Raw genomic sequence first — 26,423 nt, forward strand, 5'->3', positions numbered from 1 at the left:
AGAGAATAGTCGTTCTGTTAGGCTGATGCCAACAAAAACGAACGTTCTTTTTAGGAGGCGCCATGAGCAGCAGCCAAACGACCGCAGGCGCGGAATCCACCGCGCACCGCGGTAGCCATCTGGGGAAAGTCCTGGGGGTATCCCTCGTCGCGGCACTCGTCGTGTCGATCTTCGTACTAGCTTTCAGCTGGCCCACCAAGACGGCAGAAACCCACAACCTTCCCGTGAGCGTGGCCGGACCCCAGCAAGCCGTGGACCAGTTTGAAAACAAGGTCTCCGAGAAGAGCGGAGATACCTTCGACTTCGTACACGCCGATTCCCGCGATCAGGCCGTGGACCAAATCAAGCACCGTGAAACGTACGGCGCCATCATTCTTGCGGAACAGCCGAATATGCCCGAGGTGCTGACTGCCCCGGCGTCGAACTCCACCGCGACGCAGATCATGAAGGGCATGGGCGACCAGCTCACCACGCAGATGCGGACTCAGATCACCGCGCAGGTGGAGCAGCTTCAGAAGAAGTCCGGCGGAAACCTCTCGGGGGCGCAGGCGCAGCAGGCGTTGGCGATGCAGCAGAAGGCCGCCACGGCCGAGGTTCCTGTCACCGAAATTGTCCCGCTGTCCGAGGATGACCCCAATGGGGCTGGCCTCACCGCCGCGGCGTTCCCGCTGGTCCTGGGCGGAATGATCGGTGGCGTGCTCATCACGTTCTTGGTCAAGGGCGTGTGGCGACGCCTCATCGCCGCCGTGGCCTACGACGCGCTTGCCGGACTGAGCCTCACGCTGATTCTTCATACGTGGTTCGGGTTCGTCAGCGGCAACTTTGGCTTGCTGTGGTTGGCCTTCGGGCTTTCCGCGATGGCGACGGCGACCTTCATCCTCGGATGTACGGCCATTTTGGGCGCCCCAGGCATTGGCATCGGCGCGTTGGTGACCTTGCTGATTGGCAACCCGCTCTCCGGGGCCACGGCTCCGTGGCAGTTCCTCGCCGAGCCGTGGGGCCACATCGGCCAATTCCTCGTTCCGGGCGCATCGAACACGTTGCTTCGGTCGCTGAGCTACTTCCCGGATGCCCCGACCGCGCAGCAGTGGTGGACGCTCATCGCGTGGGTCGCGCTCGGCGTGCTCCTCACGAGCGTCGGCCACTTCCGGCACAACTCGATCAACGACGAAACCCCTGACGTGGAGGACTCTGGTGAGAACTCCACCGAGGGCTCCGACGACGTCGCCGGGCACGACCACGCACCGCGACACCGCAAGAGCACCGCTAGTGGAGATTCGTCTGGAGTCACTGCATAGGTAGTCGCGAGGACTCAGGGGGGGGCGACGCCCCCCCCCTGAACAACGAAGGGCTGGTCGCGGAGTCGAGGGTTTCTCGATTCCACGACCAGCCCTGGTCACGTCTGGGGTAGGGAGGCGACGTCGGCCGCGATCTCTCCCCAGGAAGGTCAGCTGCTAGAGCTGCTGGTTCTTCACCCGGACCGTGCGTTCGTTGGTGAACTGCTGGAGGGCCCACTGGGCGTTTTCACGGCCGTAACCCGAGCGGTTGATGCCGCCGAAGGGGAACTCCGGGCTGGAATCCATGTGGGTATTCACAAAGGTCATGCCCGCATTGATCTTTTCGGCGAACTTCTGGCCTCGTTCGGGGTCGGTGGTCCACACCGACGCCATGAGACCATACTGGGTATCGTTCGCCAGGCGCAGGGCATCCTCTTCGTCCTTCGCCTTGTAGATCATGACGGCCGGGCCGAACAGTTCGTTGCACCCCAGATCGGAGGAGGGGTCGATATCGGTCAGCAGCGCCGGGGACATGAACCATCCGTCGCGGTCGAGCTTCTCGCCGCCGGTGTGGAGCGTCGCTCCGTCCCGAACGGCCTGAGCGATGCGCTCGACGACCTCGTCACGAGCGCCCTCGGAGGAGAGCGGGCCCATGTCGGTGTTGGGGTCGTCGTAGGCCCCGACGGTCACGTTCTCCACGGCCTGCTTGGCGGCGGCCACGAATTCGTCGTAGATCTCCTCGAGAACGATGAATCGCTTGGGCGAGGTGCACACCTGACCCGCATTCGAGATGCGGAGGGTGACGGCCTTCTGGGCGAGGGCAGGGACGTCGTCGGTGTCCAAGACGACCAGCGGGTCATTGCCGCCGAGTTCCAAGACGGAACGCTTGTAGTACTTGGCGGCAATCGCGGCTACGGAAGCGCCCGCATCCTCGGAGCCCGTCAAAGAGAATCCCTTGACTCGGAAGTCCTTGAGGACCTCTTCGGCGTCGCTGCTGTTCAGGTAGATGTTGGTGTAGACGCCCTCGGGGAGGCCTGCCTCATCGAGCATGTCCTGGAAAGTCTGCGAGGACTTGGGGCAGATAGCGGCCTGCTTCATGAGGATCGTGTTGCCCACCATGAGGTTCGGCAAGACGAAACGCGCGATCTGGTTGTACGGGAAGTTCCACGGCATGATGCCGAGCAGAACGCCCAGGGGATCGTGCTTGACGTAGGTCTTGTCTGCGCCTTGGGCTTCGGGTAGTTCCGTATTTTCCAGGAACCGCGCCGAATTCTTGGCGAACCAGCGGGCCGTAAAAGCCACCTTGGTGGCCTCCGCCTTGCCCTGCTTGAGCGGCTTGCCCATTTCCCGACCGATGATGTCGGCCAATTCATCGACTCGGGAGTCGACAATATCGGCAAATTTTTCGAGGACTGCGGCCCGGTCCGAGAGCGGGGTGTCCTTCCAGGATTCGAATGCTTGGTGAGCCCGGTCGATGATGTGGGGAATCTGCTCGGGGCTGAGGGAATCGAAGGTTTCCTCGACGACTCCGGTGCTGGGATTGGTTACTGCGAAAGTACTCATATTCCCTAGCAAACCCCGTTTTATACTCGTCCGTCTAGCGAGTTTCGGTCGTGGCTGAATGTTGCCGGTCATGACGACGGCGGAGCCCGTCGCGGAGGGTCGTGACGGCCTCCTGAGGGTCTGAGGATTCCGTGATCGCTCGCACGACGACGACCCGGGTGGCGCCGCTGGCCAACACCTCGTTCAGGTTATCCGCGTTGATCCCTCCAATCGCGAAAAACGGCGTATTCCCCGGTTGTTGCGCGGCGAAGGAAGGAAGGGCCAGTCCCACGGCGGTCCGCCCGGGCTTGGTGGGGGTCTCCCAAACGGGGCCAGTGCAGTAGTAATCGACGTCGGGGTCGTCGACGGCGGCGACGACGTGGTCCTGGTGGTGGCAGGAGCGTCCGATGAGGGTCTCCGGGCCCAGAATCTGTCGGGCCTGACGGGGAGTCACGTCGGTTTGCCCGATGTGAAAGACGTCCACCGCGGCGAGTGCGGCCAGATCGGCCCGGTCGTTGGCCGCCGAGAGGCCACCTTCGGCCCGTGCCACGGAAACCAGGATGCGCAATGCGGTGAGTTCGGTCTGGGCGGACACCTTTTTGTCTCGGACCTGGATGATATCCACGCCGCCCCGGAAACACTCGCGGAAGAACTGGGTGACTCGCGGGAGGTTCAGGTGCTCGGGGTGGAATTCGTCGGGGGTTCGATCGACGAATTCTTGGAGGTCGGTGCAGAGGTAGAGGCGCGCATCGGTGAGGCGTTCGAGGCGCGCGGCATGCGTCGTCTGGCCGTGGGGTGAATCGTCAAGGTGGGTCACGCTCCACAGAGTAGTACAGGAGACTTCTCTGGAGGTTGGTCCTCGTCATAGACTAGGCAGAACGTGGGAGACCGGGATGGCCGGTCTGAGAGGGCAAAACCGCCGACCATTTGGACTCGAAGCGGATCATGCCGCCGTGAGGAGGAAGAATCACGTGCACGTCGTCGTACTGGGTGCAGGAATCGTGGGGTTGCAGTCAGCCTGGCACCTGCGTCTTAAGGGGCACCGGGTCACGGTGTGCGACCCCGACGTCGCGGGTGGCGCAACGTATGCGGCCGCGGGAATGCTGGCACCGGTCAGCGAGGTGCAATTTGGTCAAGAGCGGTTGTACCCCTTGCTGGTGGCCGCGCGCCGGGAATACCCGCGTCTCGTGGAAGAAGTGGGCCGAGCAACGGACCTCCCCACCGGATTCCTCGACAATGGAACCTTGTTGATCGGCGGCGATCGAAGCGACCTCGAGCGAGTGCGCGATCACGCCCGCGTCCACACGGAATACGGGCTGAATATTCAGCGGCTCGCGACCCAGGAGATTCAGCAGCGCGAACCTTTCCTCAACGCGCGCATCGCCGGAGGATTCGCTGCTCCCGACGACGCCCAAGTGGACCCCAGAGTCCTGTGCGTGGCACTTCGGGACGCCTTGTCTCGGGAGCTCGACCCCACGGAGTTTCCGGGGGTCGGACCGGCCGTTGAGTGGGTCGCCGAGCGAGTGGAACGGGTCACCGGTTCGGCCGACGGACCCTATGCGGTGCACACAGACGGCGGTACGGAATGGGCGGCGGACCGGGTCGTCGTCGCCTGCGGAATGGGGTGCACGTCGCTGAACGGAATACTCTCCGACCTGTCCCTCGACCTTCGGCCGGTGTACGGAGACATCCTGCGGTTGCGACCTCGAGATCCCGTAGGTGCGGATCGGAAGCCCGTGCTCTCGTCCACCATTCGCGCGACGATTCTGGGGCGACAGGTTTACCTCGTGCCGCGCGACGACGGCGAAATCGTGGTCGGAGCAACCGTGCGTGAGGACGGACTCGACGGCATCCACGCAGGGGGAGTGCACGAACTCCTGGAAGACGCCATCACGGTCCTGCCCGCGCTCCGGCACTTCGAGATCGCAGACATCACCGCGAGGGCCCGCCCGGTGTCACCGGATGACATCCCGTACGTCGGCCTGATCCCGAAGGCGCCAGGAATCCTGGTGTCGGCCGGGTATTCCCGACACGGAATATTGCTGGCTCCCCTCGGGGCGAGACTCGGCGCGGCGCTGCTTTCGGGGGAGACGCTCTCCTCCGAGGACGCCGAACTCCTTGCGGCCATGAACCCAGGGCGGATCGAACGCGAGGCCGCACCGAATCATTCTCTGACCCAGAAAGGGCCCGCCAATGGCAATCATCACCGTTAACGATCAACAGCTCACCGTGGACGACGGCGCCACCATCGTCGACGTCGTTACCCAGGCCACGGGGCGTCGTCTCGCACCGGATGGCACGCCCCAGGACGGCGGACGTCTCGGGATAGCGGTGTCGATGGACGGGGCCGTCGTGCCTCGGAGCACCTGGTCAGAACGGCGCATCGCTGCCGGAGCCACACTGGAACTCGTCACCGCCGTGCAGGGCGGATAGAAAGGCATCACCATGGACAACACCACGAAAACTCCTCCCGCGACCACGCCCGAAGTCCAAGCACCGCACATCCCGACGCTGCGCGTGGGCGACTACGAGCTGACGAGCCGACTCATCATGGGAACCGGCGGCGCCACGGACCTTTCCTCCCTGGAACGGGCGCTGATTGCGTCCGGTACCGCCCTGACCACGGTCGCGGTGCGCAAATTCAGTCCCGAGGGCCGCACCAGCGTTTTTGAGCTTTTGGAACGATTGAACATCGACGTCCTGCCCAATACGGCCGGGAGCTTCACCGCCAAAGACGCCGTGCTGACGGCCCAGCTCGCGCGGGAAGCCTTGGAGACCAACCTCGTCAAGGTTGAAGTCATTGCGGATGAGACCACTCTGCTGCCGGACGTCGTCGAATCCCTCAAAGCCACGGAGGAGCTCGCGAATCAGGGTTTCGTGCCGTTCGTGTACACCACGGACGACCCGAGCGTGGCGCTCCGGCTGGAAGATGTGGGGGCCGCCGCCGTCATGCCCTTAGGCTCGCCGATCGGCACGGGCTTAGGAATTCTGAACCCGTTCAATATCGAGCTGATTGCGGCCAGGGCCTCGGTTCCCGTGGTGGTGGATGCCGGCCTTGGGACTGCCTCGGAAGCGGCTCAAGCCATGGAACTCGGGTGCGACGCCGTGCTCGCGGCCTCCGCTGTCACGCGGGCCCGCGACCCGAAAGCGATGGCTCAGGCCATGCGATTCGGAACCGAAGCTGGATACTGGGCCAGGCATGCTGGGCGCATCCCGCGCCGCGCCGACGCGGTGGCATCCTCACCCATGAGCGGCCGGGTTCGGGCAGAGGATCGCCTGTGACACGCGTCGAAGACCTCAGCCCAAGCCAGCTCGAGCGATTTCAGCGTCACCTGGGCCTGTCAGGGTTCGGTCCCGAAGCCCAATGCGCCCTCCTCGATTCCCGCGTGGTCGTGGTGGGGGCCGGGGGACTGGGGGCTCCCATACTGCAGTACCTTGGCGCGGCAGGCGTTGGCCATCTCGAGATCATCGACGACGATCTCGTGGACCGCTCGAACCTCCACCGCCAAGTCATTCACGGGGAATCCGACATCGGGCGCCCCAAGACCTCCTCAGCGGCCGACGTCGTCCACGAGCTGCATCCGGAAGCCCACGTCGTCGAACATCGAACCCGCTTGACTAGGGAAAACGCTCTCGAGCTCCTTCGGGATGCGGACGTGGTGATCGATGGTTCGGATAATTTCCTCACCCGCTACATCGTCTCTGACGCAGCGGAAATCCTCGGGAAGCCCGTGGTCTATGGTGCGATCCTGCGTTTCGAGGGTCAGGTGAGCGTATTTTGGGGTGGGCGCGGGCCCACGTATCGCGATCTGTTTCCTGAACCTCCGGCGCCGGGAGAGGTTCCTTCCTGCGCGGAGGCGGGCGTGATCGGTGTCCTGCCCGGCGTCGTCGGAACCCTGATGGCCACCGAGGCCATCAAGCTGATCGCCGGTATTGGTGAGACCCTCTTGGGCCGCGTCATGGTTTATGACGCACTCGCCGCGACCTTCCGCGAATTGCGAGTGAGCCCAGATCCACATCGAGCTCCCGTGACGAGTGTTGCGCCGGACCTCGTCGAGGAGACCGGACCGACGCAGTGTGATATCTCGAGCGAGGCCCTGCCCGGCGAGGCGATTTCCGTGGCCGAGCTGCGGAATCTCCTCGGGGGTGACGCGGAATTGACCATCCTGGATGTCCGCGAGCCGTGGGAATTCCGGCTGGGCGCCATCTCGGGAGCCGTCAACATCCCCTTGGGGAGCATCGGCGAAGATCCCCGAGGCGTTGCGGATCGTCACATCCGGGAAGGAATCCCGACCATCGTGTATTGCAAAGCCGGGGTGCGGTCCCGCCAGGCTCAAGGCCTCCTGGAAGAGGCCCTGGGCGGTGTTTCGATTCGAAGCCTGACGGGTGGTTACGACGCGTGGGGCGAAGCGAGACCTAACTCCGGGGGCTAACCAGCAGCAATTCGGTGTTGTGATCCTGGTCTGTGCCCATGAGTTTGGAATCGGCGTGGAGATCGTTGAAGGAGTACTCGCGGTACAGCGTCGCGGCAGAATCCCCGTCGTAAGGAGCTTCGGATTCGAGGATCGTGGTCAGCAAAGAGACCGTGCCGTTGCCGTTGTCCGTCACTTCGATGGTTCGGGCGTGCTGCGGATAATCCACGTGGGAAGCGGTGTTGATCTCCCAATAGGAGCGCTCGGGGGTGCGGTGCTGCTTCAGCGTGATTTTATTGGTGTGGGTATGGCCGTTGACCCAAGCCAGCACATTAGGAAAGCGTGTCAGGAGGTTCGCGACGTCCCACCCGGCGTGCCGAATCTCGGAATTACCCGGTGCGAGCAGCAGGTTGTTCATAGTATCGGGCGTGTGATGGCTGAAGACGATGAAATAGGTGTCTTCGGCGGACTGGGTCTTCCGAACGCCCAGACCGTCGTACCAGTGACTGGAACCGGCACGTAGCGTCTGTTCCAACCAACGGTATTGGGCATCCCCGATGGATCCGCCGGTAAAGCCGGCCCTATTGGTCGAGTCCAGGGCAATCCCGACGACGCCGTCGGCAATGTCGAAGGAGTAGTACCCGATACCCTGCCCCACATGGTCCGGAGTAAAGCCGTTTCCGAGGGGGCCGACCGGCGACGGGTGGTCCAGGTGGGCCTGCATAAATTCGGATGGCGTGAATGGCTTGCGTCGGGCATCCGCGGTGACGTGAAAGTCCTGTTTGGGCGTCTTATTCGCCGTCACTCTGGGGGCACTGCTGGCTTGAGTGGTGTCGGTCGTGATCTGCCGTTCGAGCTGCCGGTTGGCCGTTGCATCGCGGAACCCGGTGAATTTAAGTGAACCGGTGTACATGTCTCGGAATGCTGCCCAGTCGGAGGGCAACGTTCCGCAGATGGAGTCGTCGTGGTTTCCGAACACGCTAAACCACGGAAATTTCAGGCCCGGGCTGCTGTGCTGGGCCATGGCGCGGGCGAAGAAATCCGAGACGACCGGGAACCCGGCCTTTTTATAACGGTCTTCGACGTCGCTTTCGGGGAGCCAATATTGGGGGTTTGAGGAGTTCTGGACGCCCTCCCATCGATCTGGTGCGCCGGTATTCGGGGTCAGCGAACCGCCATTCATGATGGTGAGGAACCAGTCCAGCTCAACGCTTTCGTGGTTATCGGTGCTGTCGCCCGTGGTGACGACGCAGTCGAGCGGACGGCCCGTTTGCGGGCCCTTGCCCAAAGAGTTAATCCGTTGAATCAGCGATACGGAACCTTGCGTCCCGAATGCTTCCTGCGGACGGAAGGCCGAACCGGTGAGGTCATGCAGGTATTCGAAGCGCATGGGGGATTGTGCGTCGACGACGTGCATATCGGTGAGTTGCACGAAGGAGGCTAACGTTTTGCGACGGTCGGTGCCTTCGGTGGTGGGCGGCGTCGGTAGGGCTTCGGGCCGGACCTTGAGGGGATAGCCGGGGCCGGCGGCGAGGCGGCGGTATCCCGTGGTGCCGATGGGGACTGCAGACGATTCAAGGGTGGTGCCCGCGGCAGAAGCGATCCTGTCTTGTGCCATCGCGGGCGTCAGGGTCGAGGGGAGGAGGCTCGAGCTTGCGGCTACGGTGCCGGCGGCCAAGAAGAAGGTTCTGCGTGAATAGCGTGCCATGGTACGGATTCGACCACGGCTACTTGGATTTAAAGTAAAAGAAAATTGGCCGGCATATGGCCTCGACGAGTCGACCGAAACAACCCTCGCAGCCGGGATTCGTCATATTTCGTCATAAAAATACCGACGAGTACAACATGTGGGCATGTGGGTTTAGTTGGGATGAAGGTTAGGCAAGCCAAACTCGCATATTCAACTATTAATTGAGTTTTTAACTCCCCGGTAAAGGTTTGCTTTCATCTGAGAATGATCTTCCGTGAAAGCTTGGCGTGAGTCCTGGCCGGTGGACATTGCGGGGTTCGATGCCGGGGCTTGGATTAAACGATTCGGGTTCGTTTGGAGTGGGTATGAAATCCCGTGGGATCTTTACCAAATCGTTGCAATTCCGGGGGCGAAAGTTCCCAAACTGAGCGTTGGTCGTTTTGTACTGACGCGTAGAAGAACATCGGGGAGTTATGTAATGTCCATTCACAGATCTCGTCGAACGGACCAGATTCGAGGTTGATGACTCGATCCTCGGACTGGTCCGCTGACTCTCGAAGGCCTCGGCCGGATAAGAGTTCCTGGGCACGGCAGATACGGATCTGGTCGACGAGATCGCTCGGAACCGGTAAATACGAGGAGCACCTATGAAGCTGACAGGAAAGCTGGTCGGAATCTTGGGCGGAAGCGCACTGATGCTCGGTGTCGCTGCCATGCCTGCTAACGCCACGACCATCGAGAATCACTACCCTGAGACTCCCAAGCTCAACCCCAACTTGCCGATCGTGAACACGTACCACGGTTCGGATCACATCAAGCCGAACGTGCTCAACCCGCACCCGGTCTGCAACGCCCTTGAGGACAAGCGCACCGTGGTTTACAAGGTCACGGACAACTTCTTGCCCGTTGGCACGATCTCCACGACCAACCACACCAACAAGGACATCCCGCTGACGCAGGAGACCTCCAAGGAGCAGACCATTAGCCTCAAGGCCAACGGTCAGCAGAGCAGCTCCACCACCATCAACGGAGGTGCTTCGAAGGACGGTGGCAACATCGGCATCGCTCAGGAGTTCTCCCGCCAGCTCGGCTTCGAGGCTTCGTACAGCCTCTCCTGGACTGCCGGCCAGACCGTGGGCCCCTACGACGTTCCCCCGGGATACACCGGTGAAGCCACCTACGGTTTCCGCACCGTGAGCATGACCGGCACGCAGCAGATCTGCGGTGCCAACGGAACCTGGACCAACCCGACCGCATGGAACGCCTTTGTTCCGGTGAAGAACGAGGTTGCCGTCAAGCTGTACAACAACCCGGCTGATTCCTAAGCCGACGCTGTATTACCGAACGGAGAACTAACACCATGAAAAAGAAGTTCATTGGACGTACGGCAGCGGCGGCCCTGGTTCTGGGCCTCGGCGCCAGCACCTTCGGCGCCGGTGCAGCCAACGCCGCTGAGGCCAAGCCTGCTCATGACCTCAGCGTCAACTACACGGTGTCCAGCGCCAAGGCGAAGGGCTACGCCGGTTTGGTCGCCATCCATGCCAAGAACGAAGGTTCGCAGCGCTACTACTCGGAGTTCCCGGCCATCAGCTTCCGTGTTGACGTGAAGACGGACAAGGGACCCGAGGGCGTCGATCGCCTCATCACCCCGGGCTGGTTCAACGGTGCATACACCCAGGACCTCGGTTTCGATGAGAAGACCTCGACCCGTTCGTTCATGGTCACCTTGGCTAACCCGGTGGAGGTGGGCGAAAACCAGCTCATCGCTAACCTCAACTTCGGCGACGGCCTGACCAAGGAAGGTCGCCTGAACAACTACATTCAGGTGACTCAGGTGGGACGTCTCGATGACGACAAGACCACCGGCAACGACCAAAATGTCGACTCGCGTCAGAACACCAAGACCGACTTCGGCAAGGCTATCAACGGCGTCTTCTAAAGAATGAGGGCGTAGTTACGCCTCCAAACCCTCTGTGGGTGCACGGCGGCCGGAAGGATTTTCCTTCCGGCCGCTTTTGTGTGGTGGCTTCCGCGGATCATGTTCTGAGTCCGGATGAGGTTGCCGGTGCTATCAAGCGCCTTGCCTGACGTTCCATCACCGTAGAGGTCTTTATGGCTTAGTAGAAAAGTTCGCCAAGGCGTATAGTCATGCTTCGTTACTGCAAGGATTGCCGATGAGGAGGTTCAGTGACGAAGCCATCGACGTCCACCGCGCCTTGGGGATCCGCCGAACGGCAACGCAACGCCGTGACTGGGCGCGGTCGCGGCAAGGGGCGATGGCTCGGGTTGCTAGGGCCGGCCTTCGTCGCAGCGATCGCCTACGTCGATCCGGGAAATGTTGCGTCAAATCTGTCGGCCGGTGCGGACTACGGCTATCTTCTGGTCTGGGTTCTCGTGGTCGCCAACCTGATGGCCGTCTTGGTCCAGTATCTTTCGGCCAAACTCGGCCTCGTGACGGGACAAAGCCTCCCGGACCTCCTGGGGTCTTCGATGAAGCGCGGCCCCCGTTTGGCGTTTTGGGTCCAAGCCGAGATTGTGGCAGCCGCGACAGACTTGGCCGAGGTCATCGGCGGCGCTTTGGCGTTGCACATACTTTTCGGCATTCCCCTTCTATGGGGTGGGGTCATCGTCGGAATCCTCTCGATGGTTCTTTTGATGACCCAAGGGCCGGGTCGCCAGCGGCGATTTGAAATGTTCGTGATCGCTCTGCTGGTGATCATCACCATCGGATTCATGGCGGGCCTCTTCGTGAGCCCGTTGGATTGGGGTGGAGTGGCTGGGGGACTCGTGCCCCGTTTCCACGATGCACAGTCGGTTTTACTCGCTGCGAGCATGCTGGGTGCCACGGTCATGCCGCACGCCATTTATTTGCACTCCGCGCTCGTGCGCGATCGCCACGGGGCGCCGGAGAACCGGGGTGAGGAAGCCACCCGACGCCTCATCGTGGCAACTCGGTGGGACGTCGTCTTGGGCCTCGTCCTCGCAGGCTCGGTGAATATCGGGATGCTTCTGCTTGCTGCCGCATCGCTTTCCGGCGTCGCTGGGACGGATAGCATCGAGGGCGCCGCGGCCGCGATTTCGGATCATGTGGGAAGCGCCGTCGGTGTGATTTTTGCTGTCGGCCTCTTGGCCTCCGGCCTAGCTTCGACCTCGGTGGGGTGTTATGCCGGTTCGGTCATCATGAGCGGTCTGCTCCACGTGAACGTCCCCTTGGTGGCGCGGCGGTTGGTCACCATGGTGCCCGCCTTGGTGATTCTCGGCTTGGGTTGGGACCCGACCTGGAGTCTTGTCATCAGCCAAGTGGTCTTGTCTCTCGGGATTCCTTTCGTTCTGATTCCGCTGGCGGTGCTGACCAGCCAAAGGGCGGTCATGGGTCGGTGGGCCAACCCCCTGTGGGTCAAAGTCGTCACCTGCGTGGTGACCTTGGCGATCGTGGCGCTCAATTTTGTGTTGGTGGTTTTGACGCTGGGGGAGCTGTAGTTTTTGGTGCCGGATCGGGTTTTGTGGGCGTCGACGTCGCCACGGTGGCAACTCTGCATCTCGCCGGGACGTCTGACATGGTGCCCAGAGCCGAGAGACACCCCGAAGCGCCGGGGCACGGTCAGCGGGAGGATCACGTAAAATCGAGGCGATGACTTGGACTGAGCTACTCCCGCCCGTGATCGTGGGCCTCGCGGCGGTACTGATCCCCGGCTTCCTTTTGGGGCTTGCCCTGCGGATGCCCCTGCGATACTGCCTGACGCTGGCCCCGATCTTCTCCGTCGGTGCTATGACGGTTGCTGCGGTGATCGCCGGGAAGCTCGGCTGGAGCTGGGGCTTTGCCCCGTACTCGGTTCTGAGCTTGGTGTTCATTGTGCTGGCCGCCGGAATGAGCTTTCTCTTGCGGAATCGCCGTTCGCCCCATCTGCGTGTCACGTCGTCCTGGACGGTTCCTGGAGTGGGTTTCGTTGGTGCGGTGTTGGCGTCCACCGTGATCATCGCGCAGCTCAAGAAGAGCATTCTGCAACCGGACGCCATCTCGCAGAGTTTCGACAACATCTTCCACCTCAATGCCATCCGGTGGATCCAGCAGTCGGGTGACGGTTCCAGCCTCGCCCTTGGCGCCATGACCACGGCCGACGGCTCCAACGCGTTCTATCCTGCGGGGTGGCACGACCTCGTCTATTTGGTGTTCTCGGTGTTTCCCGACTCCATTCCGATGGCGGTCAATGCGACGACGATCGTCGTCGGCGCGTTCGTGTGGCCGATTTCGATGCTGGCCTTGGCACTGGCGCTGAAGCCGGGCGACCGCATTTTTGCCGCGGCCGCGGGTGGGCTCTCTGGGGCCATGGTCGCGTTCCCCGGGCTCTTGCTGAAATGGGGAATCCTGTATCCGAACCTTCTGGGGTATTCGGTGCTTCCGGCATTTCTCGCCCTGCTGTTGGCGACGGTTCGCATGATCTCGCGGCGCGACGGCAAGGCATGGTGGCCGGTGGTCCCCTCGTTGCTGGTTGGAACCGCGGGGATTGTGCTGGCTCATCCCAACGCCCTGACCTCGGCCGCGCTGCTCATTCTGCCGCTGGTCGTCGCGCAGCTCATCAGCACTCTGTCCAGTCGTTCCGCGACGCCGCGTCTGCTGCCCAGTGTTCTGCTGGCGCTTGCCGCGCTCGCGTGCGTCGGCATCTGGTGGAAAGTCCGACCAGCCCCAGAAACCGCGACATGGGCACCGAAATATTCGACCATCGACGCCATCGGTCAGTTTGCCTCCAACGGCTTCAACTTGAACGTGCCGGAATGGGCCCTAAGCGCCCTGGTCCTCGCGGGTATTTTCTGGGCCCTGCGGACCAAGACTCACCGGTGGATCGTGATTTCGTGGCTGTTGCTCGGCTGGATTTGGGTCATTGTCGCCTCTCAGCCCATTGGGCCGTTCCGTCTCCTGATGGTGGGCCCCTGGTACGCCGACGATATTCGTCTCGCGGCGCTGACCGGAATTCCGGTGATCGTGCTCGCGTCCTTCGGGGTCTCGTACCTGGTGCGCATCGCCGTATTTTCGCTTCGGCATCTTGGGGTGCCCCAGCGTGGGCTCATTCGGTCCATGACGGCCGCGGGACTCATCGTCGCTTTGGCGGTAGCCTTCTCCCTCGGCAAGGCTGAACCCATGGCGAAGGCTGCAGACTCGACGGCGCATGAGTTCAAGGTCAGCGATGGGTCGATCCTCATCACCAGTGACGAGCAGAAGGTGCTCGATCGGCTAGATTCGTATGTTCCCCAGGACGAGACCATCATCGTGAATCCGTGGGAGGGCTCGGCCGTGGCCTATGCTCTCGAAGATCGAAATGTCACGAGCAAACACTCTCTGAGTGCGCCGCCCGAGCAATACGACGACATCCTCCAGCACCTGAACGATGCGCAGAGTCATCCGAAGGCCTGCCAAGAAGTTCGCGATCACAAGGCGTTGTGGTACTTGAAGTTCGACGACACCCTGCATCTCGGAGAGGGAAGTAAAGGTGTCTATAAGGGCCTTGATGGGCTTGAGTCCACGGGCATGGTGACTCCGGTATACACCTCGGGTGACGTTGGGCTCTACAAGGTCACGGGCTGTTCGTAAACGTTCCGCCGGTGGAGTCTAGAACTTTTGTCGGGCGTGACGCCCGAGGTTAGTTTCGAGCCCGTCGTTGAATCCGGTCGAGGAGTTCGCGCGCGGATTGGTGCACACGTTCCGCAAGTGTTTCGGTCACGGAGAGATCATTCGGGGTCGCGTAGATGGCGGTCGGTACGACGTCGGCGTGGAGGAACGTGAAGAGCGGGCGCATCGCGTAATCCAGCACCATCGATTGGCGAGGCGATCCTCCGGTGGCTCCCAAAATCGTGGGGGTACCGGCGACGTCGTCCATCGAGAGGAGATCCCAAAAGGACTTGAAGAGGCCCGAATAAGACGCCTGAAAAGTGGGACTTACCGTAATGATCCCGTCGGTGTCTTGAACCTCCGCGATCAGAGCCTCGAGTTCCCCTTCGGGATAGCCGTTCGAGATGAAATCGGCGATCTCGTAACAGTACTGACTGAGGTGGTGCGTGCGAATCGAGGGCTGGAGGTCTCGGTTCGTGGCCTCGGCTTTGACCGCGTCCTTGAAACGATCCGCCAACTGGGCTGAGGACGAGTGGAGGGCCAGGCCGCCGGTGATGATCGAAATATTCACGGTGCTCATTTAACTCTCCTGGTCGGGGCGTGACGGGCGAGGGCGACGCCGCCTCACACACTATCCCCAGCAGATGCAGAACGGGTGACCCTCAGGGTCCGCGAAGACGTGAAATCCGTGGCCCACAGTTGTATCTGGTGCCTCCCTTAAGAGAGTGGCGCCGAGCCCCAAGGCCTCCTCTTTGGCAGCCTCCACCGCATCCCGTTCCACGATGAGGTCGTAATGAGCCTGCTGGCGTTGGTCGGCGTCGTCTCGTGGCGGCCAGTTGGGTGCCTGGTGGTCGGGAGCATGTTGTACGGCAAGGGCGACCTGATCGTCGACGATCACGTCGCGCCACGATCCGGGGTCGAAGTTCTCGACGTTGCCCACGGTGCCGCCCAGTATGGAGGCCCAGAAAGTGGCTTCACGGTCGATATCCGCGGCATCGAAGACGACGTATTTCTTGAGGATGTGCATGGGGGACCTCCTGGTGGGGGACGGGCAGCGATTGTTCATGAAGTACAAATTCGTGGTTTAATCGGCCCTTTGAATTGTAGGTCACACAGGTGTGTGACGTGTTCTACACTCGCACAACCATAGAAGGGGCTCTCGTCATGAGCAGTCGATCCGTCGAGGCTGAGACCGAATCGCCACAACTCAAGCAGGTCATCGGTCCAAAACTTCTTCTGTTGCTGATTGTCGGCGACATCATCGGCGCCGGAATCTTCGCGATTACGGGACCAGTGTCCACGGAGGTGGGAGGCGTTGCCTGGTTGCCGTTCCTGATCGCCTTCATCGTCGCAACCTTCACCGCGTTCTCGTATTTGGAGCTGGTGACGAAGTACCCGCAGGCGGCGGGCGCGGCGCTGTATATCCACAAGGCCTTCGGCATTCACTTCGTCACCTTCATCGTTGCCTTTGCGGTCGCCTGTTCGGGCATCACGAGTGCGGCCACATCCTCGACCTTGGTGGGGAAGAACCTGTTGATCGGTTTTGGGGAGTTCATCCCTGGCATCCCGACGGGACCGACGGCGTCAATGCTCATGGCGATCGCGATCATCGTGATCTTGGGTTTGATCAACCTGCGAGGCATTGGCGAGAGCGTTAAGTTCAACGTTCTCTTGACCCTGGTGACCATGCTGGTCATGGGCATCATTATTGCTATCGGGTTCGGTGCCATTCTCAGCGGCCACGGGGACTTGGGCCGCATCGTGATCTTTGAGAATCACAGTGACCGAAACCTGTTTGCGGCCGTGACCATGGCGACGTCGGTCGCGTTCTTCGCGATGGTGGGTTTCGAAGACTCCGTCAACTTGGTGGAGGAATGTAAGAACCCCAAGCGGGACATGCCACGCATCATGTTGACCGGTCTCGGTATCTGTGTGCTCATTTACATCTTGGTGGCCGTGACGGTGACCGTGGTGATTCCACCCGGAGACATCGCCAATCCGAAGAACCCGGACGCCGGCATCTTGTTGGACGTGGTGCGCGTGGGCGCCCCCGGCATCCCGATTGACCTGATCTTCCCCTTCCTGACCGTTTTTGCGGTGGTGAATACGGCCCTCATTAATATGCTCATGGCGAGCCGCCTGATGTATGGCCTGGCCAAACAGCACGTGTTGCCGAAGCCGTTGGCCGCCGTCTTGCCGCGCCGTCGAACCCCGTGGGTCGCGGTCGTCTTCAGTACCCTGATCGCCATCGGCCTGATCATGTTCGTGAACCTGAGCGGCGCCAAGTCGATCGTGGGGGCTTTGGGTGGTACGACGGCGCTCCTGCTTCTGTGTGTGTTTGCGGTCGTCAACGTCGCCGTTCTGATCCTGCGCCGCGAAAAGACTCCGAAGGGAGCATTCCGCGCGCCGACGCTCATTCCGGTGCTAGGAGCGGTGACCTGCCTCTTCTTGGCCGGCCCGTGGGCGCGTTCGGTCGAAAATTACATTCAGTACCAGATTGCCGGTGCGCTGTTAATCATCGGAATCCTGCTGGGCGTGGTGAATTGGTTCTTCGTGCACCGCGGTGGTCAAAAGGTGGAGGCCTTTGACGATATCGAGCATCTCGAGGACTAAGGGCAGAACCCCGGTCGGTGAGGCCGAGATTCGCCCGTGACGAGGCGCGTTCCCCATGGGGACGCGCCTCGTCTTCTCTGTGGTCACTCATCCGCCTGGGTGTGTAGTGGCATGCATGAGCTCCGCCCCCACCACGAGGTTGCCTCGGTACTGGAAGAGTCCCGGCATGACTCCTGGTGCTTCGGGACCCGCGCACGTGACGAGATACAACATCGGAGGTCCATCGCGACGCAGGAACTCTCGATGCTCAGAGAGTTCGGTGTGTGCAACGACGTAAAGGTCCGTGACGCGATATTCATGGGTGCGGCCTGTGCCGTCTGTGGCGGTGATGGGTGAACATTCCTGAAGGTGGTGGAGCTTTCCCCAGGGCGATAGGTGGCCGTCGTCGTGGTTGACGTGGCCCGCGAGTAACGTAGCGCCGGTCGTCGCGCCGATATCGGCGGTCTGGTTATCCCATACGCCATCGGGCGCCGAGACGAGAGGAATGGAGCCGTCTGAGCCCACGGACGTGGGGACGAGATGGGAACCGACACCCACGGAGGGAGCCGTCCAGGTACGTTGGCCAGATGTGCTCGTGGGTTCCTCCGGATGAGTGGCAGCCGATGAGACCGGACCGCACGCCGCGTGGCGGAACTGCCGGCCGGGTCGTGGGGCGTACTGCCCGCCGGTCATGAGATCCAACGACGTCATCTCTGGGCCTCGGTCGATGAGGCGGTGGCCTTCCTCGGAGCGATGGTGCGGCCGGAGAGCCAGAGTGGGATCGTGCAGATAGGAACGCCAAGCTCCGCGGTCGTCCACATGCCACGGGGAAGCTGCGAGGAACGAGAGAGATAACAGTGCAAGACCGGCTACGACCGAGCTGAGGCCCATGGCACGGCGAATCTCAAAGCGTCGAATGAGCTTCATGACCGGTCCCGTCGCCGATGACGGCCCCTATAGGCCCCGGCCCCCGCGATGACTGCCGTCGCCCCGAGCGCCCCAGCCGCCCAGGGGGTTTGGCCGTCGATCCCTGTGGCTCCCGTATGTGCCGTGCGGCCAGGTGGCTGCTGCTGCGGGGAGGGAGGAGCCCAGCTCACCGGAGTCGGTACGGGTGAGGGAGCTTCTTGAGGCTTTTCCTGGGGGCGAGGTTCGGGCGGTGTCGGATTCTGCTCATCGGGCGTCCGGGTCGTGACCGTGTTCGAGGTCAGCCAATGGCCGTTGAAGGATTCTCGGAACACGTTGGTCACGGTTCCTGAGGCGATTCGCCGCATCGGCACGTGTGCCGTCCAACCGTGTTCCATTTCTCGTTGTTCGGGTGCATTGAGGAGGTCCAAGAATTCTCGGCGTGCCGAGATCGAGACGGTGCCTTCCGCTTCGTCCGTGACGATGGTGAAAAACCGGGTGATGTCGGCGCCTACCGGTAGCGATGAACCGTCAGGAAGAGTCAAAGGATAGCGCGTGGAAACGGTGATCCGGCCGTCCAAGGAATCGTGGGTTTGATCGTAGTCGTCGAAGATCGACCATTCGGTGGTTTCCCTGGCGTTGTGGGCCGGTCGGGTTGAGGATTCCAGGTCGTAAACGAATGGAGAATGGAGGGCGATGACGCCGTCGTCCAGCCGTTCCTTGTTTCCGGAGGGTGACGTCGCGTGTTTATTCGGGGAGATGTGGCGGAGATTGCTGACCACGGACTCGGTGGGGGTGTGGGTGTGGTTGACGATCTGCCACGCCTTATTCACGATGTCACCATCGGAATTCTTGGTGACGTCATAGGGAACCGTGATGAGATACCGCTGGCCCAATGCAGGGACCAGATGACCCTCCTGTGTCCGGGCCATGATCGACAGGCCTTCCGCTCCGTGGTCCTTCACGACGAATTGTCCGGTGACATCTTCGGCCTGGGTAGTGAGGGCCGCCCATTTCTCCGGAGAGTCGGCCTGCGCAGTGGAGGGAATGGCCAGCACCTTCACCTCGTCCACGGGAACCTGTCCATGGACCTCGTCGTAGTCGTCGAACATGCCTAGTTGGGTAATCGAGCCAACCGTTCGGTCCAGGTTCGATGCGTCCAACACCAAAAGGTAGGTCAGTCGCTCGCCGACCGTGACCGTTTTTCCATCCACAGATGAACCCTTGGCCCCGACCACGCCGTATTTATGGGGGCTGGGGACCGACTCCGGATAGGAATGCGTACGGGTGTATTCCGTCTTCCCATTGATGATCGCGAAGCCGACATCTTTCTCGACGTCGGGTGTACCGTCGTCGAGCGCCGTCAGAGTGATGTGCAAGGTCAGGTCAGTATCGAGGGGCAACGAAGCAGGATCTTTGGCTTCGGCACGGATCTGAAGAACCTTACGTCCCTCGACCTGGGCCTCGGCGACGTGAACGCGGAAGCGATTCGTAAAGTCTTCTGCGGGAGCGGTAACTCTTACGGTGGCCGGGTCTACCGTCACGGGGATGCGGCCGTCGTCCGTTGCGAGGATGTTGTCACCCAGCACAAATTCTCGCAGCGGGTGAAAACCGGTGTTGCGGTGGATGGTTTGGCGAGTGGACTGCCCGGGGAGCACAAATTTTCCTTCATCGACCGCGATCTTTTCCGTAGGTCTGAAGTCTGTGTGTAGGGCGTGATAACGGGCCGTGACGGGGGAAGGCTCTGGTCGAGGGACCTCGCGCACTGTGGGTTTCTGGGGAGGACTCGGAGCGACAGGGGCTTGAGCCGTGGGAGCCACGGTGTCGGACGAGAGCATCACGTGGTTGTAGGTCGCCGTGACGGGCCCGACGTCTTGAGGGTCCCGGCCGGAAGAGCCGCCCGAGGTGCCGACCCAGAACGACGACCCGTTATGGGCCAAGAACGTCACGCCGAGACGTCGCATGATGTCCGGCTCGGTGTCTCGGATGGATCTCGACTGCCCCTTTCCTTGAGGCAACATGAAGGCCCGGGCGGGGCCGCCTGCCGCCGAGCCATGCACCGTCTGTGATTGTGGCGCGATTTCGGAATCGGGATTGAGGAAGGTTGCGACGACTCCATGGTGTGCATCGACGTACTGCCCCTGGGCAAATTCGTACCGAGAGGCCCCCGAAGCATTCTGGCCGTTCAAGGAACCAAAGGATACGTAATAGCGATTGTTATAGGGGGAACCATCATCCGCGAAGGTATAGGTCAGGGTCTGCTTGGCCGCCGTGACGTTGTAGAGGGCGATGTTGTCGGAGAAGTTGGAGAACACCTCGATGATCGGCCGACCAGGATTGACGGTGGACACCACGACGTCGGAAACCTGCAGGGTCGCGTTGAGCTTTCGTCCGGTGGCCTTGTCCACGGCGACGTTGCGGTAGGTGGCCGTGAAGGACGACCCGGCGACTGGGTGAACGTGGGTCACGGATGCCGAGTTGTAGTTGTTGTGACCGTCGAAGGTGTTGTTCTGCCCAGGCTGATGGGGAATGCCCGTTACCCCGACCAAACTGTTTCGGTCAGCGGAGATCGTGAAGGGCTGTTCGTAGATGAGCTGTTGGGGCCGAAGCGCACTTTCGGGGTCGGCATGGGTGATCTGTTGCTCGACCAGGCGTTCGTAGTTCGCCTGCTGACGTCGAAATTCCCCCATCTGCTGCTGGAAGGTTTCGTGGTCGCGGCGATATGTCTGCATCGCGCTGTCGTATTCTTCCTGCGCGGCGCGTTTCAGGGACTCCCATTGGGAGAGTTGGGAAACCCATCGATCCGTGGCGCCGTCAATGTCTGTGGCTTGGCGCGCGATCGACGCGGCAAGTCTTTCCCGCGCGGCGCCGACGGCGTCTCGCCCGACCGACTCGGTGGCTTCCTGGACGAGGTTCACCGGAACACCGGCTTTCTTGGCCCGTTGGACGGCACGATCTAGCGCGGAATGATCGAGGGGAACCTCTTCGCTCGTGCTCGCCAGCTCCTGAGCAGGAGGAATAGGAGGGGTATTGCTCCCATCTGCGACGGCCGCCGTGCTCCCGAGAACTGACGAGGCCAGCAAACCGCCGAGAGCCGCGAGTGTTACGGGCCGGACGGACATTCGGAGATCAGAGATGGTCCGATTACAACTCAGTGGGGCACAAGGTGACATCGCGAAGGTTCCTTTCCGAAAGGGGTTGGCGCCTCGTGGCGGGCGTCCGATTCCGTCAAGGTAGGCCGAAGCAGCCGCTTCCCACCGGGAGTGGGCCGATTGTGGATGATGGTTCGCTCACCAATCTCGGGAGCGAATGACTTCCTGGGAACGTCGGCGAGGACCCCTGCATGCCCTAACCTTCGTGAATTTCAAGCCTGGCGAGGACTCTTTGTGCACGGTATGTTGAGTCCGTACCGAGCAATGTGATCGTCACGGCGTGATTCGACGGGGCGAGTCCGAAACACAACATCAGGCCTCCAGCGAAGGGTGCGGTCGTCGACATGCTGAGTTCCCGCTTCGAGAAGTCGTGGACACATCGATTGACCAAGCCAGCCCTGGCTGTGGTGTCCCTCCTGCTCTTGGCATCGTGCTCAGCAAACGGCTCTCACTCCGGGGCCGAGGCCGGACCGAGTTCGTCCGCGTCGTCATCCCCTTCGAGCGCGAACACGTCATCCTCCGAAGCGGCACCCACCCCGTCCCCCGGTTCCGAGGACCATGAACCCGGGCCTGGGGTTGATCGCGACGCACCGTTCGTGCAGCGGATCCAATACCCGGTGGCTGATGGTGGAGATCCGCAACAAAACTGGGGCGACCTGTACCTTCCTGCCGGCAAACACCAGCCGAAAACCGTTCCCCTCGTGGTCCTGATCCATGGTGGAGCATGGCGCGGCGGCATCGGTGCCGAGGACTTTAGCGACTATGCCCGTGCTCTCGTGGACCGAGGCATGGCCGTCTACAACATCGAATACCGGCGCGTGGGAACCGGAGGTGGCTGGCCCACCACGTTCACCGACGTGGCGGCCGCGATGGACCACGTGCCCGAGATCAGCAAGAAACACCCGGAATTCACCACGGACGACGAAACCGTGGTCGGCCACAGCGCCGGTGCACAACTGGCCATGTGGGCGGGTACTCGAGATTCGAAGAACGAGCATCAATTGGGTGCGCACCCGAAATTCATGCCGACCCGAGTCGTCTCGCTCGCCGGGCCTCTGGACATGACCTACGCTGCGGATCATGGGGACTCAGCGATCGTCGGAGCCCTGGGCGGCTCACCGGCCCAACGGCCGGACCGTTACAGCAACGTCGATCCCATTCAAAACATCGACACCTCCATCCCGGTCGTGGCGGTACATGGCACCGCCGACGAGGTGGTTTCCCCGGTGAATTCCCAGCGCTATATCGACGCGGTCCAGCGCGCGGGAGGCAAGGGAAGTCTTTACCTCATGGACGGGGACACCCACGGGTCGCTCATCCGCGACGAGGCACCCCACTTCGGACGAATCCTGGACATCATCACTCGCGTGACCACCAAACCTAAGAATCAGGTCGGTCAGGGCGCTTCCGCCTAAGAGGCCGCAGCCCAACGCACAACCGGTGCTCTGAACCGCCTCGCGCGGTTTCCCTGATAGTCCGCGCCCCGAGAGGAACGCTCAATTTCTGGCATGAAACCTGCCACAAAAGCAAACATCAGGTGAACGCATGATGTACCGTGGGGGCACTAAACACATGCGGTAGAGCAACATCAGGAAACTTCGGGCAGGTGCGATCGGGCACGGAAGGCTCGGATTCGAGAGGTATAGCCATGTCCGGTCGGACCCCACGGGCGCTGAAGCGCGCCTGCGTCATCCTAGGCACCGTCCTGGTTTATGTCCTGATCTGGGCCGGCCTCACCACCCTGATTGCCGCCATTGGCATTCGCCATTTCTGGGGAAGAATCTCCGTCTCGCAGATGCTGACCAACCTCGTCTCGGTGCAGACCGACGGCGGTGGCGGTTCACTCGTTTGGATGGGCCTGTTCTTCGTGGGTATTTTGCCCATCGTCATCACGCTCGGAATCGCCGTATTTCGGTACTACCGCCATCGACGCCGAAAGCGACTGGGCATCGCTCCCAGTCAACAGCGTGCCCCCTGGATCGGACGCAGCGTCTCCGTCGTGATGGTGATGGCTCTGACCATTGGTGGTACCTCGGCATTTGCCACGACCGTCGGTGTCGGCGACTTTATCCGCTCGGCCAGCTCCCCGTATAACGTGGCCGATTACTACAAGAATCCCCAGGTCATCGACAACGCGAACAAGCGCAACCTCGTGACCATCTACCTGGAGTCCGGGGAACAAACCCTCGCGGACGACCAGTTGTTTGAGAAGGATGCCTTCAAGTCCTTGGAGGACGCCACCCCGGAATCTGAAGGGTGGCAAAGCGTCGATTCGTTGCAGCAGTACAACGGCGGCGGATGGACCATGGCCGGCCTGACCTCAACTCAATGCGGCGTTCCGCTGAAGGGGGCCAGCTCGGCCATCGGCAGCGCCGGATCCTCCAGCGATGACGGATCGAGCGGCAACTACCTGGGTGGCCTCAATTGCGTGGGCGACGTCTTAGGCAAGCAGGGGTACAAGAACGCCTTCCTCGGCGGGGCCAATGGGTCCTTCGCGGGCAAGGATAAGTTCCTCGGCGGCCACGGTTACACCGAGGAGAAAGACCTCGACGACTGGCGTGCCATGGGAGAGCCGGAAAAGAATTTCCGAAGCGACTGGGGCCTGAGCGACCAACGGCTCATGAGCCACGCCAAAGATGAGATCGATCAGTTGCATGCCGACGCCGAAAAGACGGGTCAGCCCTTCAACCTCTCCATGCTGACGCTGGATACCCACGAACCCGTGCACATCTACGACTACTGCAACGTCGACACGAAGTCCGACGTCACCTCGGTATTTGCCTGCTCGATGGAGCAGGTTGCCGGGTACGTGAATTACATGAAGGAGAAGGGCTACCTCGACGACACCGCCGTGGTCATCATGGGTGATCACCTCAAGCACATGAGCGCCGGTGACGCTTTCCACGAGGAGCTCGACAATAATCCGAATCGCTCCATTTTCAACCGGGTTTGGGTCCCGGGTGACAAAAAGAGCACCTCGCTGCGCCCCCGCATCGATCAGCTCAATATGTTCCCGACCCTTCTCGAGGCCGCTGGCTTGGAGTTGAAGGATCATGAAGCGGGCCTCGGCGTCTCTGCCTTCGAGGAAACGGTTCCTGAAGGCTCGGCGCAGAGCCTCCCGCCGGACCAGTACGCGACCCTTCTGGACTCGTTGTCGAGTTCGTTTTACAACCGGGCATGGACGGGAACCAAACCCGAGAACTGATCGGCAGCTTCCGATCCTGTGAACTCGCAGATCAGACCCTGAAACATTGACCTTAAAATTCCTTCAAGAGTTTCAGTAAAAAACCATGTGTGGCAGAGTGTAGGCCGATCTTCACGGTTTCGAGTCCGTGAAAGCAGTCTGCCCGAAAGGTCTCGTTCATGGTGAGCCGTCCGCAACGTCTCCGCTCTAAGGCTTCAGGTTTGGCCCTCGGCCTCACCGCCGGAGCGTTGCTGTTGAACTCCTGCGGCATGGGCCAGAAGCCTCAGGAGAGCAAACCCCTCTCCGCCGACGACTCGTCGATCGCTACCGTTGAAAAGACCGTGGCGAAACGCGCGGCCCCGTCGGTTCAGCGGGTTTCCTATCCCGTTCAGGGAACCGGTGACCCCTGGCAGAACTGGGGAGATCTCTATCTTCCCTCCGGTATTCATAAGGCGAAGTCCGTACCCATGGTGGTCTTGATTCATGGCGGTGGGTGGCGCAGCACCAGCGGAGCCGGAGACTTTTCCTATTACGCGAGTGCGCTCGCCGACCGCGGCTTGGCGGTATACAACATCGAGTACCGTCGGGTCGGTTCTGGCGGCGGCTGGCCGACGACCTTCACCGACGTCGCGTCCGCCTTGGACCACGTTCCAGATCTCGTGAAGGAGCACCCGGAGTTGAAGCCTGATGCCCAGGTCGTCGGGCACAGTGCGGGCGCTCAGCTGGCGTTGTGGGCCGGGACGCGGGCCGATCGACCCTCCGATGCCATTGCCCCGAATCCGCGGTTCAAACCCTCGAGGATCGTGGCCCTCGCGGGACCCTTAGATATGTCTTTCGCATCGAAAACCGGCGATCAGGGGATGGTCGATGCGATCGGCGGGTCGCCGTCCTCCCTGGCCAGGCGCTATGCAGCGGTAGACCCCATCCAGAACATCGACCCGAACATTCCCGTGGTTGCGGTGCACGGAACTGCGGACCAGACGGTTTCGTATCTCAATTCCCAGCGCTATATCGATGCGGTGCATCGTGCGGGAGGTTCCGGAACATTGAGGTTGCTCGACGGTGACAACCACGGGACCTTGATTTGCCCCGGAACCCCCAATTACCAGGGAGTGCTGGACCTCATCTCGAGCGGTTCCGCGCCTAGTCGGTGAGTTCCTGCAGCAATCGGCTGACGTGCCCCTGGGCATCCACGCGGTATTCGGCGTGCCGGAGCGTTCCGTCGGAGTTGACCACAAAGGTCGATCGAAGCGGCCCCACCGAGGTCTCGCCGTTGATGGTGCGTTCGCCCCAGGCTCCCCAGGTCCGGGCGGCGTCGTGACCCGGGTCGGACAGCAACGTGTACGGCAGGTTGTATTCTTCCGCGAACCGAGCGAGTTCTTGGGGCGAGTCACCCGAGACGCCGTAGACGTCGTACCCCTGGCCAGTCAGCGCGGCGAGGTTGTCCCGAAAGTCGCAGGCTTCGCTGGTGCATCCGGGAGTGAAGGCTCGGGGAAAGAAGTATACGACGACGCCGCTCTCGTGACCTTCAGAGAGCTTGACGGTGTGCCCGTTGTGGTCGGTCAGCGTGAGGGAGGGCGCGGTGCTTCCGACGGTGAGTTCCTGGGTCATGATGTCTCCTAACGATCGTTCGGATGGGTGTGCCAACGGGGTGGGGCGGGTTCAGGCGGTGCCCCGGCGGAGAAGTCTGCCCGTGGGGCGTTGATAATCTACGAGCTGCCCGCCGACGAAGGTCTTCCGAACCTTCCCCGAGAGCACCTTGCCTTGATAAGGCGTGATGGGGTTCTTGTGATGGAGGTTGGCGGCGTCCACCACGAACCCCTCGTTGGCGGCGAAAACGGAGAAGTCGGCGTCGTACCCCAAGGACAGCCGTCCTTTGGATCGTAGGCCCACGCGTTCGGCGGGACGCCTGGCCATCCAATCGAGGACCTTCGCTAGTTGTAATGTCCAGGGACGTTGTTTCGGCGACACGGCCGTGAACAGCTGAGAGGTGAGGGCCTCCGGTTGTGAAGTGGAGCTGTTGAGTTCAACCGCTTCACGTACCAGGAGGCCCTCGTGTCCCACGC

At 61.6% G+C, this 26,423-nt stretch carries 22 protein-coding genes; 13 read left to right on the forward strand and 9 right to left on the reverse strand.

Features of this window, described 5'->3' with window-relative positions:
* Positions 1-62 precede the first annotated feature (62 nt).
* Positions 63-1,298 carry an ABC transporter permease gene (locus tag D8M21_RS06490; protein ID WP_126855733.1) on the forward strand — a complete coding sequence of 412 codons (1,236 nt, stop codon included), beginning with the start codon at positions 63-65 and terminating at the stop codon, positions 1,296-1,298.
* A gap of 156 nt (positions 1,299-1,454) precedes the next feature.
* Here the strand turns inward: D8M21_RS06490 and D8M21_RS06495 are convergent, their stop codons facing one another.
* Positions 1,455-2,840: an NAD-dependent succinate-semialdehyde dehydrogenase gene (locus D8M21_RS06495; RefSeq protein ID WP_048681703.1), complete on the reverse strand. Its 1,386-nt coding sequence runs from the start codon at positions 2,838-2,840 to the stop codon at positions 1,455-1,457.
* A 34-nt stretch (positions 2,841-2,874) separates the two neighbouring features.
* Positions 2,875-3,636, reverse strand: coding sequence for a thiamine phosphate synthase (gene thiE / locus D8M21_RS06500; RefSeq protein ID WP_053089993.1), 762 nt, complete (start codon positions 3,634-3,636; stop codon positions 2,875-2,877).
* 154 nt (positions 3,637-3,790) lie between these two features.
* On the opposite strand from thiE, the gene thiO reads away from it, so the two are divergent.
* From thiO to D8M21_RS06520, 4 genes are read left to right on the forward strand one after another with little or no spacing between them, the layout of a single operon-like run.
* Positions 3,791-5,032 (forward strand): glycine oxidase ThiO, encoded by a 1,242-nt coding sequence (thiO, locus tag D8M21_RS06505; RefSeq protein ID WP_048681708.1) that lies wholly within the window; start codon positions 3,791-3,793, stop codon positions 5,030-5,032.
* Positions 5,013-5,252 carry a sulfur carrier protein ThiS gene (gene thiS / locus D8M21_RS06510; protein ID WP_048681711.1) on the forward strand — a complete coding sequence of 80 codons (240 nt, stop codon included), beginning with the start codon at positions 5,013-5,015 and terminating at the stop codon, positions 5,250-5,252. The genes thiO and thiS overlap by 20 nt, the downstream gene beginning before the upstream one ends.
* A gap of 12 nt (positions 5,253-5,264) precedes the next feature.
* On the forward strand, positions 5,265-6,101 hold the full coding sequence (locus tag D8M21_RS06515) for a thiazole synthase (RefSeq protein ID WP_048681714.1): 837 nt from the start codon (positions 5,265-5,267) through the stop codon (positions 6,099-6,101).
* Positions 6,098-7,252, forward strand: a complete 1,155-nt coding sequence (locus tag D8M21_RS06520; RefSeq protein WP_048681717.1) for a ThiF family adenylyltransferase — start codon at positions 6,098-6,100, stop codon at positions 7,250-7,252. Before D8M21_RS06515 ends, D8M21_RS06520 begins: the two co-directional genes overlap by 4 nt.
* Here D8M21_RS06520 and D8M21_RS06525 read toward each other — a convergent pair.
* Positions 7,236-8,939, reverse strand: coding sequence for a TIGR03767 family metallophosphoesterase (locus tag D8M21_RS06525; protein ID WP_048681720.1), 1,704 nt, complete (start codon positions 8,937-8,939; stop codon positions 7,236-7,238). The two genes, D8M21_RS06520 and D8M21_RS06525, sit on opposite strands and share 17 nt — an antisense overlap.
* Positions 8,940-9,568: 629 nt before the next feature.
* On the opposite strand from D8M21_RS06525, the gene D8M21_RS06530 reads away from it, so the two are divergent.
* The 4 genes from D8M21_RS06530 (at position 9,569) to D8M21_RS06545 (ending at position 14,508) form a co-directional block, all read left to right on the forward strand.
* Positions 9,569-10,246 carry a hypothetical protein gene (locus tag D8M21_RS06530; protein ID WP_048681728.1) on the forward strand — a complete coding sequence of 226 codons (678 nt, stop codon included), beginning with the start codon at positions 9,569-9,571 and terminating at the stop codon, positions 10,244-10,246.
* A 35-nt stretch (positions 10,247-10,281) separates the two neighbouring features.
* Complete coding sequence (locus D8M21_RS06535; RefSeq protein WP_048681730.1) at positions 10,282-10,860, forward strand: hypothetical protein; 579 nt, start codon at positions 10,282-10,284, stop codon at positions 10,858-10,860.
* A 248-nt stretch (positions 10,861-11,108) separates the two neighbouring features.
* Entirely contained in the window at positions 11,109-12,401 is a 1,293-nt protein-coding gene (locus D8M21_RS06540) for an Nramp family divalent metal transporter (RefSeq protein ID WP_274542917.1), read from the forward strand.
* A gap of 151 nt (positions 12,402-12,552) precedes the next feature.
* Positions 12,553-14,508, forward strand: a complete 1,956-nt coding sequence (locus tag D8M21_RS06545) for a DUF6541 family protein (RefSeq protein ID WP_126855735.1) — start codon at positions 12,553-12,555, stop codon at positions 14,506-14,508.
* 49 nt (positions 14,509-14,557) lie between these two features.
* Here D8M21_RS06545 and D8M21_RS06550 read toward each other — a convergent pair whose 3' ends face one another.
* Together D8M21_RS06550 and D8M21_RS06555 are read right to left on the reverse strand one after the other, a co-directional pair.
* Complete coding sequence (locus D8M21_RS06550) at positions 14,558-15,106, reverse strand: CE1759 family FMN reductase (protein WP_048681733.1); 549 nt, start codon at positions 15,104-15,106, stop codon at positions 14,558-14,560.
* Positions 15,107-15,157: 51 nt separating this feature from the next.
* Positions 15,158-15,553 (reverse strand): VOC family protein, encoded by a 396-nt coding sequence (locus tag D8M21_RS06555; protein ID WP_048681735.1) that lies wholly within the window; start codon positions 15,551-15,553, stop codon positions 15,158-15,160.
* 137 nt (positions 15,554-15,690) lie between these two features.
* On the opposite strand from D8M21_RS06555, the gene D8M21_RS06560 reads away from it, so the two are divergent.
* On the forward strand, positions 15,691-17,139 hold the full coding sequence (locus tag D8M21_RS06560; protein ID WP_048681774.1) for an APC family permease: 1,449 nt from the start codon (positions 15,691-15,693) through the stop codon (positions 17,137-17,139).
* Positions 17,140-17,226: 87 nt separating this feature from the next.
* Here the strand turns inward: D8M21_RS06560 and D8M21_RS06565 are convergent, their stop codons facing one another.
* Together D8M21_RS06565 and D8M21_RS06570 are read right to left on the reverse strand one after the other, a co-directional pair.
* Positions 17,227-18,045 (reverse strand): class F sortase, encoded by an 819-nt coding sequence (locus D8M21_RS06565; protein WP_048681737.1) that lies wholly within the window; start codon positions 18,043-18,045, stop codon positions 17,227-17,229.
* Positions 18,042-21,143 (reverse strand): adhesin isopeptide-forming adherence domain-containing protein, encoded by a 3,102-nt coding sequence (locus D8M21_RS06570; RefSeq protein ID WP_048681740.1) that lies wholly within the window; start codon positions 21,141-21,143, stop codon positions 18,042-18,044. Before D8M21_RS06570 ends, D8M21_RS06565 begins: the two co-directional genes overlap by 4 nt.
* Before the next feature lie 374 nt (positions 21,144-21,517).
* Between D8M21_RS06570 and D8M21_RS06575 the strand changes: the two genes are divergently transcribed.
* The 3 genes from D8M21_RS06575 to D8M21_RS06585 all read left to right on the forward strand — a co-directional run bounded on the left by D8M21_RS06575 (position 21,518) and on the right by D8M21_RS06585 (position 25,511).
* Positions 21,518-22,588, forward strand: a complete 1,071-nt coding sequence (locus D8M21_RS06575; RefSeq protein WP_082156809.1) for an alpha/beta hydrolase family protein — start codon at positions 21,518-21,520, stop codon at positions 22,586-22,588.
* Between the two features lie 233 nt (positions 22,589-22,821).
* On the forward strand, positions 22,822-24,378 hold the full coding sequence (locus tag D8M21_RS06580; RefSeq protein WP_048681742.1) for an LTA synthase family protein: 1,557 nt from the start codon (positions 22,822-22,824) through the stop codon (positions 24,376-24,378).
* Positions 24,379-24,536: 158 nt separating this feature from the next.
* Entirely contained in the window at positions 24,537-25,511 is a 975-nt protein-coding gene (locus D8M21_RS06585; protein ID WP_065424292.1) for an alpha/beta hydrolase family protein, read from the forward strand.
* On the opposite strand, the gene D8M21_RS06590 is transcribed toward D8M21_RS06585, so the two are convergent.
* Together D8M21_RS06590 and D8M21_RS06595 are read right to left on the reverse strand one after the other, a co-directional pair.
* On the reverse strand, positions 25,501-25,968 hold the full coding sequence (locus D8M21_RS06590) for a peroxiredoxin (protein WP_048681745.1): 468 nt from the start codon (positions 25,966-25,968) through the stop codon (positions 25,501-25,503). The two genes, D8M21_RS06585 and D8M21_RS06590, sit on opposite strands and share 11 nt — an antisense overlap.
* A gap of 51 nt (positions 25,969-26,019) precedes the next feature.
* The coding region (locus D8M21_RS06595; RefSeq protein WP_148110447.1) for an amidohydrolase family protein at positions 26,020-26,423 on the reverse strand (404 nt) is incomplete at its 5' end.

This window comes from Kocuria sp. HSID16901 (genome assembly GCF_003989425.1).
In the GTDB taxonomy this organism is placed as follows: Bacteria; Actinomycetota; Actinomycetes; order Actinomycetales; family Micrococcaceae; genus Rothia; species Rothia massiliensis.

What these genes read in the sequence shown, in the direction of transcription:
- D8M21_RS06490 (WP_126855733.1), top strand. Translation starts at nt 63, where the DNA reads ATGAGCAGCAGCCAAACGACCGCAGGCGCGGAATCCACCGCGCACCGC.
- D8M21_RS06495 (WP_048681703.1), bottom strand. Translation starts at nt 2,840, where the DNA reads ATGAGTACTTTCGCAGTAACCAATCCCAGCACCGGAGTCGTCGAGGAA.
- thiS (WP_048681711.1), top strand. Translation starts at nt 5,013, where the DNA reads ATGGCAATCATCACCGTTAACGATCAACAGCTCACCGTGGACGACGGC.
- D8M21_RS06515 (WP_048681714.1), top strand. Translation starts at nt 5,265, where the DNA reads ATGGACAACACCACGAAAACTCCTCCCGCGACCACGCCCGAAGTCCAA.
- D8M21_RS06525 (WP_048681720.1), bottom strand. Translation starts at nt 8,939, where the DNA reads ATGGCACGCTATTCACGCAGAACCTTCTTCTTGGCCGCCGGCACCGTA.
- D8M21_RS06530 (WP_048681728.1), top strand. Translation starts at nt 9,569, where the DNA reads ATGAAGCTGACAGGAAAGCTGGTCGGAATCTTGGGCGGAAGCGCACTG.
- D8M21_RS06535 (WP_048681730.1), top strand. Translation starts at nt 10,282, where the DNA reads ATGAAAAAGAAGTTCATTGGACGTACGGCAGCGGCGGCCCTGGTTCTG.
- D8M21_RS06545 (WP_126855735.1), top strand. Translation starts at nt 12,553, where the DNA reads ATGACTTGGACTGAGCTACTCCCGCCCGTGATCGTGGGCCTCGCGGCG.
- D8M21_RS06550 (WP_048681733.1), bottom strand. Translation starts at nt 15,106, where the DNA reads ATGAGCACCGTGAATATTTCGATCATCACCGGCGGCCTGGCCCTCCAC.
- D8M21_RS06555 (WP_048681735.1), bottom strand. Translation starts at nt 15,553, where the DNA reads ATGCACATCCTCAAGAAATACGTCGTCTTCGATGCCGCGGATATCGAC.
- D8M21_RS06560 (WP_048681774.1), top strand. Translation starts at nt 15,691, where the DNA reads ATGAGCAGTCGATCCGTCGAGGCTGAGACCGAATCGCCACAACTCAAG.
- D8M21_RS06565 (WP_048681737.1), bottom strand. Translation starts at nt 18,045, where the DNA reads ATGAAGCTCATTCGACGCTTTGAGATTCGCCGTGCCATGGGCCTCAGC.
- D8M21_RS06570 (WP_048681740.1), bottom strand. Translation starts at nt 21,143, where the DNA reads ATGTCCGTCCGGCCCGTAACACTCGCGGCTCTCGGCGGTTTGCTGGCC.
- D8M21_RS06575 (WP_082156809.1), top strand. Translation starts at nt 21,518, where the DNA reads ATGCTGAGTTCCCGCTTCGAGAAGTCGTGGACACATCGATTGACCAAG.
- D8M21_RS06580 (WP_048681742.1), top strand. Translation starts at nt 22,822, where the DNA reads ATGTCCGGTCGGACCCCACGGGCGCTGAAGCGCGCCTGCGTCATCCTA.
- D8M21_RS06585 (WP_065424292.1), top strand. Translation starts at nt 24,537, where the DNA reads ATGGTGAGCCGTCCGCAACGTCTCCGCTCTAAGGCTTCAGGTTTGGCC.
- D8M21_RS06590 (WP_048681745.1), bottom strand. Translation starts at nt 25,968, where the DNA reads ATGACCCAGGAACTCACCGTCGGAAGCACCGCGCCCTCCCTCACGCTG.